The sequence below is a fragment of the Vulcanococcus limneticus LL genome, from assembly GCF_002252705.1.
Classification (GTDB): Bacteria; Cyanobacteriota; Cyanobacteriia; order PCC-6307; family Cyanobiaceae; genus Vulcanococcus; species Vulcanococcus limneticus.
Genome location: NZ_NQLA01000061.1, coordinates 1 through 14,689, shown reverse-complemented (window position 1 = coordinate 14,689; position 14,689 = coordinate 1). Strand labels below are relative to the sequence as shown.

Sequence of the window (14,689 nt, the reverse complement as noted above, 5' to 3'; positions counted from 1 at the left end):
TTTCGCGAGCTGGCCTACGACATCAAGGGGATGCTGGCCCTGGGAGGGGTGATGACGGCCGACACCAAGACCTGATCACACTTTTAGGCAGCCCTGGGGTGGAGGTGGAGAAAAGGGCTTCGCGTTTACGCAGGGTGATGAACAGGAGGCCCGTCAGCGCCCCTCCATTGCGGTGGTGGCCGGTGTGATCCGGTTCCGCTCCAGTTCAGAGAAGGTCCAGGAATTCGCGCGGATCAACTTGGGCCTGTCTCAGCAGACCAGCATGTGTCCCAACCTTGACCGGCTTGTGGAGAGGAACCACGTACCCCCTGCTGCCGCACCGCATCACCACATGGCTGCCACTCTGGCGAACAGCAGCAAAGCCCATGCGCTCCAGGGCTCGGATGATCTCCCGTCCGGAAAGGTGCGGGAGCTTAGGCATGCACAGGAACGCTGAACATCGTCACAAGGGGATGGCCCTTGATGACGGCGGGGAACTCCTCAAGGTAGAGCGTGGTGGCTTCGCGCAGGTTGGAGAGGGCCTCCTCGATTGTTTCACCCTCCGTGGTGGTGCCCGTTTCCGGGTTGAAGGCAACGTAGCCGCCTTCCTCCGCGGGGGAAAGCACTGCAGTGAGTTCCATCGGCCGGGATTCAGTGCTCTCAGTCTGACGGGGGGTGGCGCTCGTCATGGTCGCCGGGGTGGTGTGGCCTCCAGTCTGGCGCCCCCTCAAACCGCCAACGCCATCACCGGCAGCCACGCCGCCGGGATCTCCCGCTCCAACCTCCACCGAATCGCCATCGGCCGCTCGCCCTCGTGGCTTTCGTAGCGCGCGAACCCCAGACACACAAACGGCTCGGTCACCGTCCCCTGCCGGCGCTGTTCCCGCACAAACAGCAGCACCCTTGAGCCGCGCGCCTCGTGGTGGATATACCGCTGCCCGGTGGCGGAGGAGGCCGTGGTGGTGCTCTGACTCTCCCAGTGGAACAGCGACGGCCCGAGGGCCAGGTCGCGGTAGCGGGTGGAGGGGGAGAAGAGGGATTCGCTTTTGCGCAGGGTGATGAACAGCAGGTCGCACTGGGTGGCCTGGTGCCAGAGCACGCCTTCGCGGTGGATCCAAGGGGCGTCGGCGCTGAGGACGCCGAAAGCGGCTTCGATCTCGGCGCGGGTGTAGCGGCCGTGCACGCGCAGCGGGATGGGCAGGGTCCAGGGCAGGGGGTGCAGGCGGTGGTCGGCCCGATCGGCCAGGAGCAGCAGCAGCTGGCGCAGCTCCTCCCGCCAGGCGGCGGCCTGCCAGAGCACGGCCAGGGCGCCTGGCAGGGGGCGGAAGCGGCGGCCGGTGCCGAACAGCTGCACGGTGAGCATCAGCCACTGGCGGAGCTCGCGCTCGCCCAGGTCGGCGGGATCGGGGGGCGCGGCGGCCTCCAGCTGGGCCGCGAGCCAGCGCAGGCGATCGGGGTCGTCCTGGTGGAGCAGACCGTTGGCGAGCGCGCGCGTGAGGCGTTCCTCCTCGGGATTGGGCGGATCCGGAAGCCAGCCCAGCTCGCGTCGCAGGGCGGTGAAGCTCACGCCGCCGATGGCGTAGAAGTCGGCCGGGTCCATGGCCAGCGCCTCGAGCCAGGCGGCCAGGCTGCTGGCGGGGCCGATCTCGCCGGTGGCGTGGAGGGAGCGCAGCTCCTCCAGCAGCTGGGGACGGCGCGTGGGCAGGCACTGGCGCAGGCTGGTGAGCACGCGCTCGCTGGCGACCCGATCGAGCACCAGGCGGCAACCGGGCGGCAGAAACGGAAATCCCTGCTGCAGCTGCTCCTGCAGCTGACGGCGGCTGCCGCCGAGCAGGGCGCGGTAGCGGAGGTCGAACCGGAAGCGGCGGTGCTGCTGGCCGATGAAATCGAGCACCGTGAGGCAGCTCTTGCCGGTGTCGGGGGAGAGGCGCAGGCCCCGGCCCAGCTGCTGCAGGAACACCACGGCGCTCTCGGTGGGCCGCAGCAGCAGCACGGTGTCGATCGAGGGGATGTCGAGGCCTTCGTTGAACAGGTCGACCGCGAAGAGGATCTGCAGCTCGCCGGTGTGCAGGCGCTGGAGGGTTTCAGCATGGTCGAAGAGCGCCTGCCAGTGGAGGGTCTCAGCTAACTGAGCGAGGGTCTAGTAGGTGGCTTTGTTGAGGGGATGGGCTTAGATATGGTGGGTCACGCCTTGTGTGGTATGAGAGGAAATCCTGATTGCCTGGGCTGGATCCGCGGAGCGGCAGCCAAGCTGCCGCCCTGTAGCGATGACAGGCAGCAAGTGAGAAAGCAAGATCTATTCGTGAGTCGCAAAAGTAATGCGTGTTTCGCAGGAGTTCTTTTGAGAAATCTGGATAAATGCGAATTCACACCATGAACCGGTACTTCTACAAATCCACGCTCTCCCACTTCGCCACTGCAGATCAAGCTGTCATCCTCGGCCAGATGGCTGCTGTTAATTCATTTGATCTCACCCCCCAACAGCGTGATGCGTGGGTGGAACAGATTACAGTCCTTAAGGAAGGCCTAGCCGGCCGCGATGGAGATATCTATTTCGAATACTCTATCCCACGCATGGGACGCCGTGTCGACGCGATCGCTCTAATCGGGCCAGCGATCTTCGTCATTGAATTCAAAGTGGGCGAGAAATCATTCCAAGCGCAGGACCTTGAACAGGTCATGGACTATGGACTCGATCTTGCAAACTTCCACGAAGGCAGCCACGACAAATTCGTCATCCCTATACTTATCGCCACCGAAGCACCAACAGCACAAGCATCCAAAGAGACCATCATTGCCAGGGGCCGGCTATTCCAGCCGATGAAAGCCAACAGGGCAGGCATTGCCAAGGCCATTGAACTGGGCCTGGCAACAGCGCAAGGCCCTGCATTGAATGGGTTGGAGTGGGAGCAGAGCCGGTACAAGCCAACCCCGACGATAATTGAAGCGACACTAGCGCTTTATCGCGGCCATTCAGTAGCTGATATTACAAAGAACGATGCTGGTGACAACCTGACAAAAACCTCTGCATCTGTATCTGAAATCATTAGATCCACGCGCAGAAGTGGTGAAAAGGCGGTTTGCTTTGTGACCGGCGTGCCTGGTGCCGGCAAGACTCTTGTCGGGCTTGACATTGCAACAAGACATATCAATGCCAAAGACGAACTCTATAGCGTGTATCTTTCAGGAAATGGGCCGCTAGTTGCCGTCTTGCAAGAGGCTTTAGCCCGGGACAAGGTGCTGCGCGCCAAAGAGGCGGGCGAGAAGATCAGAAAGGGTGAAGCCCAAAGCGAGGTGAAGGCATTCGTTCAAAATATTTACCATTTCCGAGATGAAGGCCTCCATGATCTCATAAAACCACCCATTGAGCACGTAGCAATTTTCGATGAAGCCCAAAGGGCATGGACTCGGGATATGACCATTGACTTCATGAAGCGCAAGAAGAATCAGCCAAACTTCTGCATGTCCGAACCCGAGTTCTTGATATCTTGTATGAACAGACATCAGGATTGGGCCGTCATAGTCTGCTTAGTAGGTGGTGGGCAGGAGATCAACACTGGCGAGGCTGGTATCGGGGAATGGATCGAGTCAGTGAATCGATCCTTCCCTGATTGGAAGATCTACGTATCTGACAACCTCCTTGATCCGGAATTCGGGGCAGAAAAGACCGAGGAAGCACTCGCTCAGCACAGCATGGTCATCCGTTGTTCCGAACTGCATCTAAAGACATCGATACGATCATTCCGAAGTGACAAGGTGTCTTCGTTCGTTAAGTATTTGCTCGACGTCAATAGCGAGCATGCTCGGACTGTGGCAAGCGAGATTTTGGAACATTATCCATTGGTGCTAACTCGCGACATCCAGAAGGCAAAAGCTTGGCTGAAAGTACAGGCGCGCGGGTCGGAACGATACGGCATCGTCGCTTCATCCAAAGGTGCCCGACTCAGGCCGTTGGCGCTGGATGTGAAGGCAAAAGCTAGCCCAGTGCATTGGTTTCTGAATGGCCGCGATGATGTGCGTTCGTCTTTCTTTATGGAAGATGTTGCAACTGAATTTGATGTGCAGGGACTTGAGCTCGACTGGGTATGCGTTGCCTGGGATGCTGACTATAGATACGCAGGTGACAGGTGGGATACATACGAGTTTCGCGCGGTTCCGAATAAGCAGGCTATGCGTTGGAACAAGATAAAGGCGGCTGAGAGAAAGTCCTATCTTAAGAACGCCTATCGGGTCCTGTTAACCCGAGCTCGGCAAGGGATGGTAATACTAGTTCCAGAGGGATTAGGAAGTGATGTGACGCGAAAGCCGGAGTACTACGACACGACGTATGAATATCTGGCCGGGCTTGGGATGACAGTCATCTAGCCAAGAAAATCGGCCTTATGGCCGTTGGGATACGAAGCCAGTCCTTTTTTGGACAATCCCCAAGATGTTTCTGCAAGTATAAGAGCTTCATGTATGAAACAGCAGAACACTTGCCTGCCTTTGTCGGAACAGTCGTTTCGTGCGGTCGCGTTCAGCCACTGCTCCACCGACGCGTTCGAAGCGACTATCAATACCCCTGCTTCTCACCAATCACCCCCCGCACCCCACCTCTCGGCACCTCGCAATCTTCCACCCGCCTTGGAATCAGATGCCAATGCGCATGAAACACCGTCTGCCCGGCCGCCTCGCCTGAATTCAGCCCCATATTCCAGCCGCTGATTGTGGTGTCTTGGGCGCTCAGCTGCTCCCGCCGCTGCTTCAGCAGCTCAACCACGGCGTTCCATTCCGGCTGGTGCAGGGCCAGCCCATCGGCCACATGCCGCTTTGGGATTACCAGGCTGTGGTCCGGCGTCACCGGGTAGGCATCGGCGATGCACAGCGCCAGTTCGTTCTCCAGCAGCACCCGGCCGCTGCCCTCCAGCGCACAGAACACACAGTCCGCCTCGCGGATCCCGTAACTGGCCTGCATCCCGCGGAAGTCGGTGCGGTCGGTGTCGCGCTTGCCGGCGTTGCAGCGGAAGCAGAGCGCCTGCAGGTTGCTGATGTCGTCGGAGCCGTCCTGGTTCCTGGGGATGATGTGGTCCACCTCCAGGGCGCGCTGGTGCTCGTGCGCACCGCAGCATTCGCAGCGACCCCTGGCCCTGGTGAGCACCCGGTACTTCACCGAGCCGCTGATGGGCGTGCGGTGGCGGCTGCGGTGGGCGAACACCTCCTCACCCCGCTGGGCGCGGAAGCCATCCAGCCGCTGGCGGCACAGCTGCAGCAGTTCGTCGCGCTCACTGTCGCTCAGCTCGTCGCTGCCGATCAGGGTGTAGGCACCGTTGCCATAGCGGGTGATGCCGTTGAAGGTGAGCACCTTGCCCACCATCCGTTTCACTCGCTCCGTGTAGTAATCGATCTGGGTCACGTCCTCTCCCAGAATCCGCCGGGCCACGTCCTGCGCCGGGGCCGGGCTGCGGCGGCCGAGCAGTTCCATCAGCATCAGGGGCTGATAGATGTGGCTCATGCGCATCTGCTTGGCGATGTACTCGCGCAGGCGCTCGTAGGTGGCGGAGGGGGGCAGGGGCATGGGGGCATCTTGGCTGGGTGAGACGGGGGGTGGCATTGGTGGGGGAGAACGAGAGATGACCCTCTCTGACTCCATCGCCCATCCCTGGTCAGATGCGCCCCAACGTGATGCCCCTGTCGATAGCCACCATGATCATGCGCATAGACACCGTCTACCCATGGGGGCTAGGGTGGCTTCAGGCCTGCTGTTCATCCGTGGCTGCCACCCCTCGTCTCAGCTGGAATCTGCGGGTCACGCCCGACGATCAGGCGCTGATCGATCGCGCAGTCAGTACCTCCGGCCTCACCCGAACCGACTTTGTTCTGCAGGCGGCCCGAACCGCCGCCCGTGAGCTGCTGGTGCAGCACGCCTGGCAGGCTGTTTCGCCTGAGCACTTTGACCAGTTTCTTCGCCAGCTCGATGCTCCGCCCAGTCCCACGGATCGCCTGCGACGCACCATGACGGCACCCAGGCCCTGGTAACGCTGATGGATCTGCTCGCGCCGCAGCCGCTGGCGCAGCATCACAACACCTCCGGCTTTGATTGCGGCGAATCCGACCTCAACCACTGGCTCCAGCAGCGTGCCCTGTCCAACCAGCAGAGCGGTGCGACGCGAAGCTTCGTGGTCTGCAACGGCGATGGCATTGTCAAGGCCTATGTGGCTCTGGCCTCCGGGGCGGTGGCCGTGGTCGCAGCCCCTGGGCGTTTTCGACGCAACATGCCCGATCCCATTCCAGTGGTGGTGCTTGCGCGGTTGGCGGTCTGCCGCAGCGTCCAGGGACGCGGCATCGCTCGTGCCCTGCTCGCCGATGCGTTCGAGCGGGTGCTGCAGGCCAGCACACACATCGGCGTGCGAGGCATCGTGGTTCATGCCGCCTCCGCGGAAGCCCGCAGCTTCTATCTCCACATGGGTTTTGATCTCTCACCCATCGACCCCGACACCCTGCTGATCCGTCTCTCCGATGTGGCGGCAACCTTGACTTTGTGATCTGTGCGGCTCAGGGCACATCGGTGAACGCGGTATTTCACTAAGCCGCTGATCGGGCTGCGGTGGCGGCTGCGGTGGGCAAGCACCTCTTCGCCGCGCTCCTCGCGGAAGGCATCGAGGCGCCTGCGGCAGAGCGCCAGCAGCGAGTCGCCCTCGCCATCGCTCAACGCGTCGCCGCCGATCAGGCTGTCGTGGCCATCGCCATAGGCGGTGGTGCCGTTGAAGGTGAACCCGGCCCACCATGCGCTTGCCAGGATCCGGCGGGCCACGTCCTGCGCTGGGGCGGGGCTGGCGGCTGCCGGGCTCCATGGCCAGGTTTGGCTTTGCCGCTGTCCGTCAGGCAGGCGCCCCTGCTGGGATCCCTTCTGGCGTGGGCGTGAAGCGGCTGCTGCAAGCCCGGCTCTGGGCGCTTGTGTGCCGCCCCATCGGCCTGGAGCGTCTATACTTTTGTTTATACGTCTGATTCCCATGGCTGCCACCCCTTCCCGCCAGGCCCTGCGCCGCTGGGGCAACAGCCTTGGCATCCGCTTGCCCGCCTCCATTGCCCGTGAGGCTCAGCTTCAGGTGGATCAGGCCGTGGAACTCTCCGTTGTGGAGGGAGGCGTGATGATCCGGCCGGTGCAGCGTCGCCTTTCCCTGGCCGAACGGCTGGCCGCCTACGAGCCCATGGCTGGCAAACCCACAGAGGCCATGGCTTTCCCTCCGGTTGGTGCTGAGGTCATCGAGTGAGTCCCCGCCGTGCCGTCCAAGGCTGGGTGCCCGATCGCGGCGACGTGATCTGGATCGACCACAACCCCCAGGCCGGTCGCGAGATGAAGGATCACCATCCCTTTGCGGTGCTTTCCACCGCTTCCTTCCACACCACCGTGGGCCTGGTGGTGGGCTGCGCCATGACGTCAGCGCCCTACAACCGTGGCTCCACCCTTGCTGTGGACCTGGGCCCCATCCCCGATCGGCCGGGTTGCCATAGCTATGTGCTCTGCCAGCAACTCAAATCCTTCGACTGGCGCGCCAGGGGCGCTCGCCCGCATCCGATCGGGCGACTGAACGACTCCCAGCTGGAGGAGGTGATGGCGATTGTGGGGCAGATCCTTGGGTTGGTGGCGTAGTCCATGGGCCGCGATGGTCATGCGGATCGACACCCTCCGGGGAGGTGGCACCGTTGCCCTGGTGGGTGATGCCGTTGCCAGCGAGCACCTCTCCCATCGCCTGCGCCACGGCCAGGTCTGGTGGCGGGCGGCACGTCGCGCCAGTGCCCTGTTGACGCCGATTGCAGACCCGCGGCCTCCCAGCGCACCAATTCTTGGGAGAGAATGGGGCCACGCCGGCAAGACCAAGCGGAACCATGTTGATCGGAGTTGATGGTGATCACCCCATTCACAGGGAGTGGATGGAGCAGGCTCCTTCGGCGGTGCATCTCGGCGCCGATGATCTGCCCTTCGTGGACATTGGCGGAGGCAATCTGCTGCGGGTGCTCCAGGTGTTCCCCACCGAGAACGTGTGGGTCACCGAGAACATCTTCATGAAGGATTTCGAGAGCCCGATGCACATGCACACCGGCAGTGTGTGGGGTCATACCTTTTCCGGCTCCTGGAAGTATGTGGAATCGGATTTCGTCAACCGCGCCGGTTCCTTTCTGTTCGAACCCGCTTCATCGGTGCACACCCTCAAGATCCTTGAAGACAACACCCACGTGCGCTGGCACATCCATGGTGCCAATCTCAACATCGATGCCGAGGGATCCATCGCCAGCATCGTCTTCGGCAAGGCGCGCCTCGACACCTACCTGAAGCTGTGCGAGGAGCAGGGATTCGGTCGGCCTCCCGTGCTGGTGCAGTGAGCGCTCCCCAGGGCGCCCCATCACGGGGCCCGTTTATGCGCCGCATCATGGTGCTCGCCCTCCAGGTCGCGGGCCTGATCGCCGTTGATCAGGTGGCGATCGCGCTGACGCCCCATCTGCCGCTGCCGCTTCCCTCCAATCTCGTCGGCATGCTGCTGCTGGCCCTGCTGCTGCTCACGGGGCTGGTGCGGGAGTCGTGGCTGGGGCAGGCGGCGGCTCTGTTCCAGCGCCACCTGGCCTTCTTCTTTGTGCCGATCGCGGTGGGGCTGATGGCCTACGGCAGCCTGCTGCGCCAGCACGGGTTGATGCTTCTGCTGGTGATCCTGGTGAGCACGGCGGCAGGAATCGCAGCGGCGGGTTGGATCGGCACCCGGCCCGGTCTCGGGGAACGGCCGCCGGCGCCCGCGCCATGACCCTCACCCTCCTGGGCCTCGCGCTCACGGTGCTGGCCTATGCGCTGAGCCGCTGGATCAACCGCCGCCATCCCTCCCCCCTCACGATGCCGGTGCTGCTGAGCACCCCGATGGTGATGGTGGCGATCACGCTGGCCGGCAACGGGCTGGAGGGCTACCGCGGCGCCAGCGACGCCATCACCTGGTGGCTCGGGCCCGCCACCGTCTCCCTGGCCGTGCCGCTGCATCGCCATCGCCAGGTGCTGCTGGATCACGGCGTCCGGGTGGCGGCGGCCGTGGTGGGCGGCACCCTGGTGGCCATGGTCACCGCCGTGACCCTGGCGCGACTGCTGGGGCTGCAAGCCCCACTCCAGGCCGCCCTGGGCCTGAAGAGCGCCACGGCCCCGGTCGCCATCGCCCTGGCCCACCAGGTGGGTGCCGACGCTCCCGTGGTGGCGGGCATTGTGGTGGCTTCGGCGCTGCTCGGCACGATCCTCGGCCCGGCCTTGCTCACCCGCCTCGGGGTACGCAGCCCCCTGGGTCGGGGGCTGGCGCTGGGGACCATCTCCAGCGGCCAGGGCGTGGCCCAGGCTTTCCGCGAGGGAGAACTCACCGGTGCGATCGCCTCCGTGGCCATGGCGTTGGCGGCCGTGGCGGTGGCGTTGCTGGCCCTGCCACTGGCGGCCTTCCTCAGGCGCTCCTGAGCGGCTGGAGGTCTAGGGGATCCAGCCGGCGTGGGAGGCGGTTCAGGCTGGGGTGGCTGATCCTGCCCGGAGCGCCCAGGCCCCATCCTTCAGAACCCCAGGCGCCCTCCCGGACTGCGGCTGGATCGATTGACGTCTCGGCAGTTCCCGATCAGCGGCGGCGCCTCCAGCCAGGCACTGATCTGGCCGCGCTGCCGCAGTGGCTGCTGCGGCACACCGACCACTGCCAGAGTGACCCGGCATGCGTCGTTCCATGCCCCACCACGGTCCGCCCCTGGCCCCGCCGATCAACCTGAACCGCCTCCTGGAGGCCGGCCTGGGGCGCGACCCGGCGGCACCGGCCCTGCAGGATCTCGACCACAGCATCGGCTGGGCCGAGCTTGACCGGCGGGCGGAGCAGCTGGCCCGGGTCTACCAGCGGCTCGGCCTGCGGCGGGGCGACCGGCTCGCCTCGCTGATCCCCAACCGGGTGGAGCTGGTGGTGCACTACCTGGCCGGGCTGCGCAGCGGCCTGGTGCTCACCCCGCTCAACTACCGCTACGTGCCCCGGGAAATCGACTATGCCCTCACGGTGAGCGGCGCCGCGGCCCTGGTGTTCCATGGCGAACGGCTGGCCGATGTGCAGGCCAGCGCCGTGGCGGGCCAGCTCCCCCGGGGCTGCCACCGCATCGACGATCCCACCGGCTTCGACGCCCTGCTGGCTGCCGCACTGCCTGGCGATGAGGCCCCGCCCTGGCCCGATCTGGCCGCGGACGATCCCTGCTTCATCTATTTCACCTCCGGCAGCACCGGCCGGCCCAAGGGCGTGACCCACAGCCGGGCCAGCTTCGCCGCGGTGCTCACCTCCCTGATCCAGGCCAGCGAACTCCGCGCAGGAGAAGAGGTGCTGGCCGGCAGCTCCCTGGCCCACATCGCCTCCTCCTCCCTCGTGCTGGCCGCCCTGGCCGCCGGCGCCTCCGCCGCGATCGCCAGCCGCATCGACGCCCCCACCGTGGAAACCCTGCTGCGGCGCCATCGGCCGTCGGTGCTGTTGATGTTGCCCGCCGCCCTGTTTGAACTGCTGCGGGATCAACGGCTCCAGCCCACGGATCTGAGCTCGGTGCGCCTCTGCATCAGCGGCGGCGACAAGGTGCCCCATCAGCTGCAGGAGGAGTTCCGCGCGGCGGCCGGCTTCGGGATCGATGAATGCTTCGGCATGAGCGAGATCGGCTACACCACCCTGTCGCCCCCGTCGGGCCCGAACCGGATCGGCTCCGTAGGCCGGCTCTGCCCGGGGTTCAGCGCCAGCCTGCGCGATGAAGACGGCACCGAGGTGGCCCTTGGCGAGCAGGGACGCCTCTGGCTCCAGGCTCCCTCGCAGATGGTGGGCTACTGGGACAACCCCAAGGCCACCGCAGACACCATCCGCCAGGGATGGCTGGACACCGGCGATGAGATGCGCGTGGACGCCGACGGCTACTTCTGGTTCTGCGGCCGCCGCAAGCAGATCATCGTGCACGACAGCTCCAACATCTGCCCCCAGGAGGTGGAGGAGGCGCTGGCCGAGCATCCATCCGTGGATCTGGTGGGGGTGATCGGCATCCACGACCCGGTGCACGGCGAGAACGTGCGGGCCTACATCACCCTCCGCCCGGATCATCCAGCCCCACCCGAAGCCGAACTGATCGCCTTCGCCCGGGCCCGGGTGGGCTACAAGGCACCGGAGGAGATCCGCGTGCTCGAGCAGCTGCCCCTCACCCCCGTGGGCAAGACCGACCGGCTGGCCCTGCGGCAGTTGGCGGCGGATGGGCTGCACGCCCACTGAGCTTGTCGGCCCAGGGCTCACCAGCGGCAGCACCTTGCCCGCCACTCACCCCCAGCGTCCGAAGGATGTCCTTCATCAGCAGCACCAGGTGTAACGGGTCGGTGGGGGACGGCTCGATTTCCTGGACCAGGTGCAGGTAGAACTCCTTGGCCGAAGCGATCTCGGCATGGACGAGCAATCCCCGGCAGCCCACGTCGGTGCTGCTCTGTGCCGTGCGGCTGAACAGGCATCAGGCGTAGTAGGCCACCTCATCGCTGCCGCTGACTTCGGTGACCACAAACACCCGGCTGGTGCCACCCCGGGCATGGGCCTGGCGGGCGTGCTGTCTCAACCAGATCGTCTGCTCTTCGGATCGGCTTCGAAACCGTCGAGGCGATCGGTGGGGGCCAGCAGCCGGGGCGATCGGTAGCTGGCGCTCACTCCTGAAACGGTGAGGGCCGATCCATCAGCGCGCGCAGACCCTTCAGCGGGCGTGCCGGCCGTTCGTTCATGCGCTCCCAGGCGTCGAGCGCCTCGGGGTCAAGGCAGAAATGTTCGCGGTCGGCCAGCACCTGCTGGGCAGCCAGGCGCAGATGGGTGATCACGAACCCGGTGAGATCAGTGCCGGAAGCGATGACTGCCCGATCGATCAGCAGGCGGTCCTCAGCTGTTGCCCGAACTTCGATGCGTCGATTGCGGGAACGGGTGCTGACGGAATCCAAGGGCCGCACTCTCTGTACGACCACTGTACGGCCACTCAGTAGGCCATCAGTGACTGACAGCGGCTCTGCCCATTCCCTTGGTACCGCTTAGCCTCTGCTCAGCAGGCAGAAGAAATGCCAGGAGCATGCTCAGCGGCCTGATCGCTACCAGCCAGGCTTCCTACGACTCCCGCGCCCAGGTGCTCCATGCGGGCGATTGACCAAGCCCAGGCGGGGCCACCATGATGAGCTTCTCCAAGTCCGCCAGCGGCGAGATCCTCATCTACGAGGCTCCGGACGGCAGTGCTCAGGTGGATGTCCGCCTCGACCAGGAAACGGCCTGGCTCTCCTTGAACCAGATCGCTGAGCTGTTCGGCCGCGAAAAGTCCGTCATATCCAGGCACCTACGCAATCTCTTCGACACCGGAGAGGTGGGGCGAGAGGGAAGTCGGCCGGCACAAGGAGTTCTTCAACCTGGACACCATTCTTTCGGTCGGCTATCGGGTGAATTCAAAGCGTGGCACCCAGTTCCACCTGTGGGTAATCCGTATGCTCCGCGAGCACCAGGGGTGCTGGCATCTCGATGTCATCGGCCGCTACACGAAGACCTTCCTGCTGCTGAGACCAAATGAGGTGAGACCCGCCGTTGTCCGTCTGAAGGTGTCAAGTGGCGACATAGTCAGTGCCCCCCTGCCAGGCCGCCGCGGTGCTGCTCGCGCGCCTCGCCAATGGCCCCACCGAATGGAATGACGCCAAGGGGTCGCGATCGAGGAGCACCAGGAACGACGTCGCAGGTGGCTTCTGCTGGGGGAGCGGGGTGAGAACCACTCGTGCCGACATGCCAACGGCCCTTGGTCCCTTTGGCCAGGGAGCAAGCCACCTGCAAGCCCTGGTCAGTCACTCCCAGAATGGTTTCTTAAGCTGAGCCGCTCGATCTCCCCGCGCAGCCCCATCGGCTCCAGCCACATGCGCATCAGCTGGTTGGCGTTGCTCGTGGTACGGATCTACGACAGCTAAGTTGGCTATGGCGGGCTGTGTCAAGGGATGCCGCAGGTCGCTTAGCATGAATGTCGAACCTAGATGACGAGACCATTGATGAGGAACGCAAAGTATAGTGTGATGCTCATTGCACTTTTCAGCCTGTGCCACATGGATGGGAGCAAAGCAGAACCTCCCATAATCATGCAACTACAACCTACCGCGAGCGCTCAAGATGCCAGCGGGGCGGAAACAGACTTTTCTGCTATTGGCTGGGAATTGCTGAAAACAGACAGCTTAGGCCCCCTCAGAATCGGATTATCTTCAGACGAAATAGTCAAACTTCTCGGAAATCCTGAGGCCAAATCGGAAGCGAAAGTTTGGGGAGCGGATGCCCAGGAGCATCAGCAATGGATTTATGATAAGGTGGGTCTTTCTTTCGATATGGTAACCGAAGCTGGTGAGCAAAGAATCGCCATGATCAAAGCTAGCAGCCCTTGTGAATTCAATACAAGCAGAGGTGTTGGCATCGGGACTGATGCCCTAACTGTGATGAGAGCCTACAAGGCTGAGATCAATTTATCAGAGAGCGATACCTCTCGGTCCATAGTCGCCGGGTCGGTCTATGGGGGGCTTATCTTTTCCCTGCAGGATGGACGAGTATCCTCTATCTTCCTGGGAGCATCTGCAGAATGATTGGTCGGTTTTCGTCTGCCATAATCAATAAAGCGACCGTACTTCGTGTCGCCCCAGCTACAGTGCCTTTACAGCATAGGATCGCGAGCCTTCCTGCTACTGTCCGTGGCGCTTAGTCCACAGTTTGTCTTGTCAGTTGAGCCACCTGCTGGCTGGTGAGTTCCCACAGCGAATGGATTGGCCGCATACCCATTAAGGAAGAAGTTGCCAACGAGAAACGCGAAGGCCGTTGTGGACTTCAATGGTGATGGAACACTAGGGAATCTCTGGGCAAAAGGGACTTGAGAATTCGCTGAGGTCAGCTTCTCGATGGCTGGGTCAGAATTGACTCAAACCCCTTTGCATCGATAGATCACCTCTTCTCGCCACTGCTCCTTCTTTCATGCCACCGTAAGCAACTTGCGCCTCGCCAGAAATAGATTGGTCAGTGCAGCGAGCACGTTGACCTTGCAGCGGTTTTTGGCCATACCGCACAGCCTGGTCTTCTGAAAGCCAAACTGCTGCTTGATCACCCGGAAAGGGTGCTCACCCTTTGCGCGGATGTGGGCTTTGGCCATCTCGATGAGATTCAACAGCTTGCCGTCTGGGGTGTCGGGCAGGCCTCGCCGCTTGCCTGGTCGCATTGCCACCCGGAACGTCGTTGGCTTGCCAGCCATCTCGGCCCTGTTGGCGATGCCCTGGTAACCAGCAACTGCTTCGCAGAAGCCTGCGGCTACGGCGTAGACCACCTCCTCATCACCATGCAGCAGCTCGGCAACTGGAATGAGGTCATGCACGTTGGCAGACGTGGTGACGACTGAGTGGATCAGTTCTGAGTCCTTGTCGACACCCAGGTGCACCTTCATCCCGTAGGCGAAGCCATCCGCGAAGCGGAGGTACCACTAGTTGCCCTTCTTGGTCTGATGCATCTCCGCATCCCGCTTCCCCTCCTTGTTCTTGGTGGAGCTGGGTGCGGCGATCAAGGTGGCATCGACGATCGTGCCTTGACGCATGCTCATGCAGGGCTGATTCAAAGTCTTAACTCGAGCTTGGTTCTGGCTTTCTCATCGCCATCGCCAGTAGCGCCGTGATGTCGTGAGTTACGGCTTGCATGCC

At 63.1% G+C, this 14,689-nt stretch carries 15 protein-coding genes and 2 pseudogenes; 11 read left to right on the top strand and 6 right to left on the bottom strand.

The window, feature by feature from the left end; all coding sequences use genetic code 11:
- Positions 1-205 precede the first annotated feature (205 nt).
- From CJZ98_RS15605 to CJZ98_RS15595, 3 genes and pseudogenes are all read right to left on the bottom strand, one after another.
- Positions 206-421: a type II toxin-antitoxin system HicA family toxin gene (locus CJZ98_RS15605; RefSeq protein ID WP_094592042.1), complete on the bottom strand. Its 216-nt coding sequence runs from the start codon at positions 419-421 to the stop codon at positions 206-208.
- A complete protein-coding gene (locus tag CJZ98_RS15600; protein WP_094592041.1) occupies positions 414-620 on the bottom strand; it encodes a HicB family protein in 207 nt (68 codons plus the stop codon). Before CJZ98_RS15600 ends, CJZ98_RS15605 begins: the two co-directional genes overlap by 8 nt.
- 86 nt (positions 621-706) lie before the next feature.
- Positions 707-2,065 (bottom strand): annotated as a pseudogene (locus tag CJZ98_RS15595) (DUF3427 domain-containing protein); the annotation flags it as partial.
- A gap of 287 nt (positions 2,066-2,352) precedes the next feature.
- Here CJZ98_RS15595 and CJZ98_RS15590 point away from each other — a divergent pair.
- Complete coding sequence (locus CJZ98_RS15590) at positions 2,353-4,344, top strand: DUF2075 domain-containing protein (RefSeq protein WP_094592040.1); 1,992 nt, start codon at positions 2,353-2,355, stop codon at positions 4,342-4,344.
- Between the two features lie 187 nt (positions 4,345-4,531).
- Here the strand turns inward: CJZ98_RS15590 and CJZ98_RS15585 are convergent, their stop codons facing one another.
- The gene (locus tag CJZ98_RS15585; protein ID WP_232756532.1) at positions 4,532-5,533 is read right to left on the bottom strand and encodes an HIT domain-containing protein; all 1,002 of its coding nucleotides are present in this window, start codon (positions 5,531-5,533) and stop codon (positions 4,532-4,534) included.
- Positions 5,534-5,727: 194 nt separating this feature from the next.
- On the opposite strand from CJZ98_RS15585, the gene CJZ98_RS15580 reads away from it, so the two are divergent.
- The 8 genes from CJZ98_RS15580 (at position 5,728) to CJZ98_RS15545 (ending at position 11,240) form a co-directional block, all read left to right on the top strand.
- Positions 5,728-5,994 (top strand): type II toxin-antitoxin system TacA family antitoxin, encoded by a 267-nt coding sequence (locus tag CJZ98_RS15580; RefSeq protein WP_198537879.1) that lies wholly within the window; start codon positions 5,728-5,730, stop codon positions 5,992-5,994.
- Between the two features lie 5 nt (positions 5,995-5,999).
- Positions 6,000-6,500, top strand: coding sequence for a GNAT family N-acetyltransferase (locus CJZ98_RS15575; protein ID WP_094592039.1), 501 nt, complete (start codon positions 6,000-6,002; stop codon positions 6,498-6,500).
- A 468-nt stretch (positions 6,501-6,968) separates the two neighbouring features.
- The gene (locus tag CJZ98_RS15570; RefSeq protein ID WP_094592038.1) at positions 6,969-7,229 is read left to right on the top strand and encodes an AbrB/MazE/SpoVT family DNA-binding domain-containing protein; all 261 of its coding nucleotides are present in this window, start codon (positions 6,969-6,971) and stop codon (positions 7,227-7,229) included.
- A complete protein-coding gene (locus CJZ98_RS15565; RefSeq protein ID WP_094592037.1) occupies positions 7,226-7,609 on the top strand; it encodes a type II toxin-antitoxin system PemK/MazF family toxin in 384 nt (127 codons plus the stop codon). Before CJZ98_RS15570 ends, CJZ98_RS15565 begins: the two co-directional genes overlap by 4 nt.
- Before the next feature lie 236 nt (positions 7,610-7,845).
- Entirely contained in the window at positions 7,846-8,340 is a 495-nt protein-coding gene (locus CJZ98_RS15560; RefSeq protein ID WP_198537877.1) for a cupin domain-containing protein, read from the top strand.
- A gap of 47 nt (positions 8,341-8,387) precedes the next feature.
- Positions 8,388-8,753 (top strand): CidA/LrgA family protein, encoded by a 366-nt coding sequence (locus CJZ98_RS15555; RefSeq protein WP_157911034.1) that lies wholly within the window; start codon positions 8,388-8,390, stop codon positions 8,751-8,753.
- Positions 8,750-9,436 (top strand): LrgB family protein, encoded by a 687-nt coding sequence (locus CJZ98_RS15550; RefSeq protein ID WP_094592034.1) that lies wholly within the window; start codon positions 8,750-8,752, stop codon positions 9,434-9,436. Before CJZ98_RS15555 ends, CJZ98_RS15550 begins: the two co-directional genes overlap by 4 nt.
- A gap of 241 nt (positions 9,437-9,677) precedes the next feature.
- A complete protein-coding gene (locus CJZ98_RS15545; RefSeq protein ID WP_232756531.1) occupies positions 9,678-11,240 on the top strand; it encodes a class I adenylate-forming enzyme family protein in 1,563 nt (520 codons plus the stop codon).
- 416 nt (positions 11,241-11,656) lie between these two features.
- Here CJZ98_RS15545 and CJZ98_RS15535 read toward each other — a convergent pair whose 3' ends face one another.
- Positions 11,657-11,950: a type II toxin-antitoxin system TacA family antitoxin gene (locus CJZ98_RS15535; protein ID WP_232756530.1), complete on the bottom strand. Its 294-nt coding sequence runs from the start codon at positions 11,948-11,950 to the stop codon at positions 11,657-11,659.
- A gap of 333 nt (positions 11,951-12,283) precedes the next feature.
- Between CJZ98_RS15535 and rhuM the strand changes: the two genes are divergently transcribed.
- Entirely contained in the window at positions 12,284-12,670 is a 387-nt protein-coding gene (gene rhuM, locus CJZ98_RS19585; protein WP_198537881.1) for a RhuM family protein, read from the top strand.
- Positions 12,671-13,015: 345 nt separating this feature from the next.
- Complete coding sequence (locus CJZ98_RS18495) at positions 13,016-13,594, top strand: hypothetical protein (protein WP_157911033.1); 579 nt, start codon at positions 13,016-13,018, stop codon at positions 13,592-13,594.
- Positions 13,595-13,974: 380 nt separating this feature from the next.
- Here CJZ98_RS18495 and CJZ98_RS15525 read toward each other — a convergent pair.
- A pseudogene (locus tag CJZ98_RS15525) lies at positions 13,975-14,592 on the bottom strand (IS5 family transposase); the annotation flags it as partial.
- Between the last annotated feature and the right edge of the window lie 97 nt (positions 14,593-14,689).

Coding starts and splice junctions, on each gene's coding strand:
- CJZ98_RS15605 (WP_094592042.1), bottom strand. CDS start 421: ATGCCTAAGCTCCCGCACCTTTCCGGACGGGAGATCATCCGAGCCCTG.
- CJZ98_RS15600 (WP_094592041.1), bottom strand. CDS start 620: ATGGAACTCACTGCAGTGCTTTCCCCCGCGGAGGAAGGCGGCTACGTT.
- CJZ98_RS15590 (WP_094592040.1), top strand. CDS start 2,353: ATGAACCGGTACTTCTACAAATCCACGCTCTCCCACTTCGCCACTGCA.
- CJZ98_RS15585 (WP_232756532.1), bottom strand. CDS start 5,533: ATGCCCCTGCCCCCCTCCGCCACCTACGAGCGCCTGCGCGAGTACATC.
- CJZ98_RS15575 (WP_094592039.1), top strand. CDS start 6,000: ATGGATCTGCTCGCGCCGCAGCCGCTGGCGCAGCATCACAACACCTCC.
- CJZ98_RS15570 (WP_094592038.1), top strand. CDS start 6,969: ATGGCTGCCACCCCTTCCCGCCAGGCCCTGCGCCGCTGGGGCAACAGC.
- CJZ98_RS15560 (WP_198537877.1), top strand. CDS start 7,846: ATGTTGATCGGAGTTGATGGTGATCACCCCATTCACAGGGAGTGGATG.
- CJZ98_RS15555 (WP_157911034.1), top strand. CDS start 8,388: ATGGTGCTCGCCCTCCAGGTCGCGGGCCTGATCGCCGTTGATCAGGTG.
- CJZ98_RS15550 (WP_094592034.1), top strand. CDS start 8,750: ATGACCCTCACCCTCCTGGGCCTCGCGCTCACGGTGCTGGCCTATGCG.
- CJZ98_RS15545 (WP_232756531.1), top strand. CDS start 9,678: ATGCGTCGTTCCATGCCCCACCACGGTCCGCCCCTGGCCCCGCCGATC.
- CJZ98_RS18495 (WP_157911033.1), top strand. CDS start 13,016: ATGAGGAACGCAAAGTATAGTGTGATGCTCATTGCACTTTTCAGCCTG.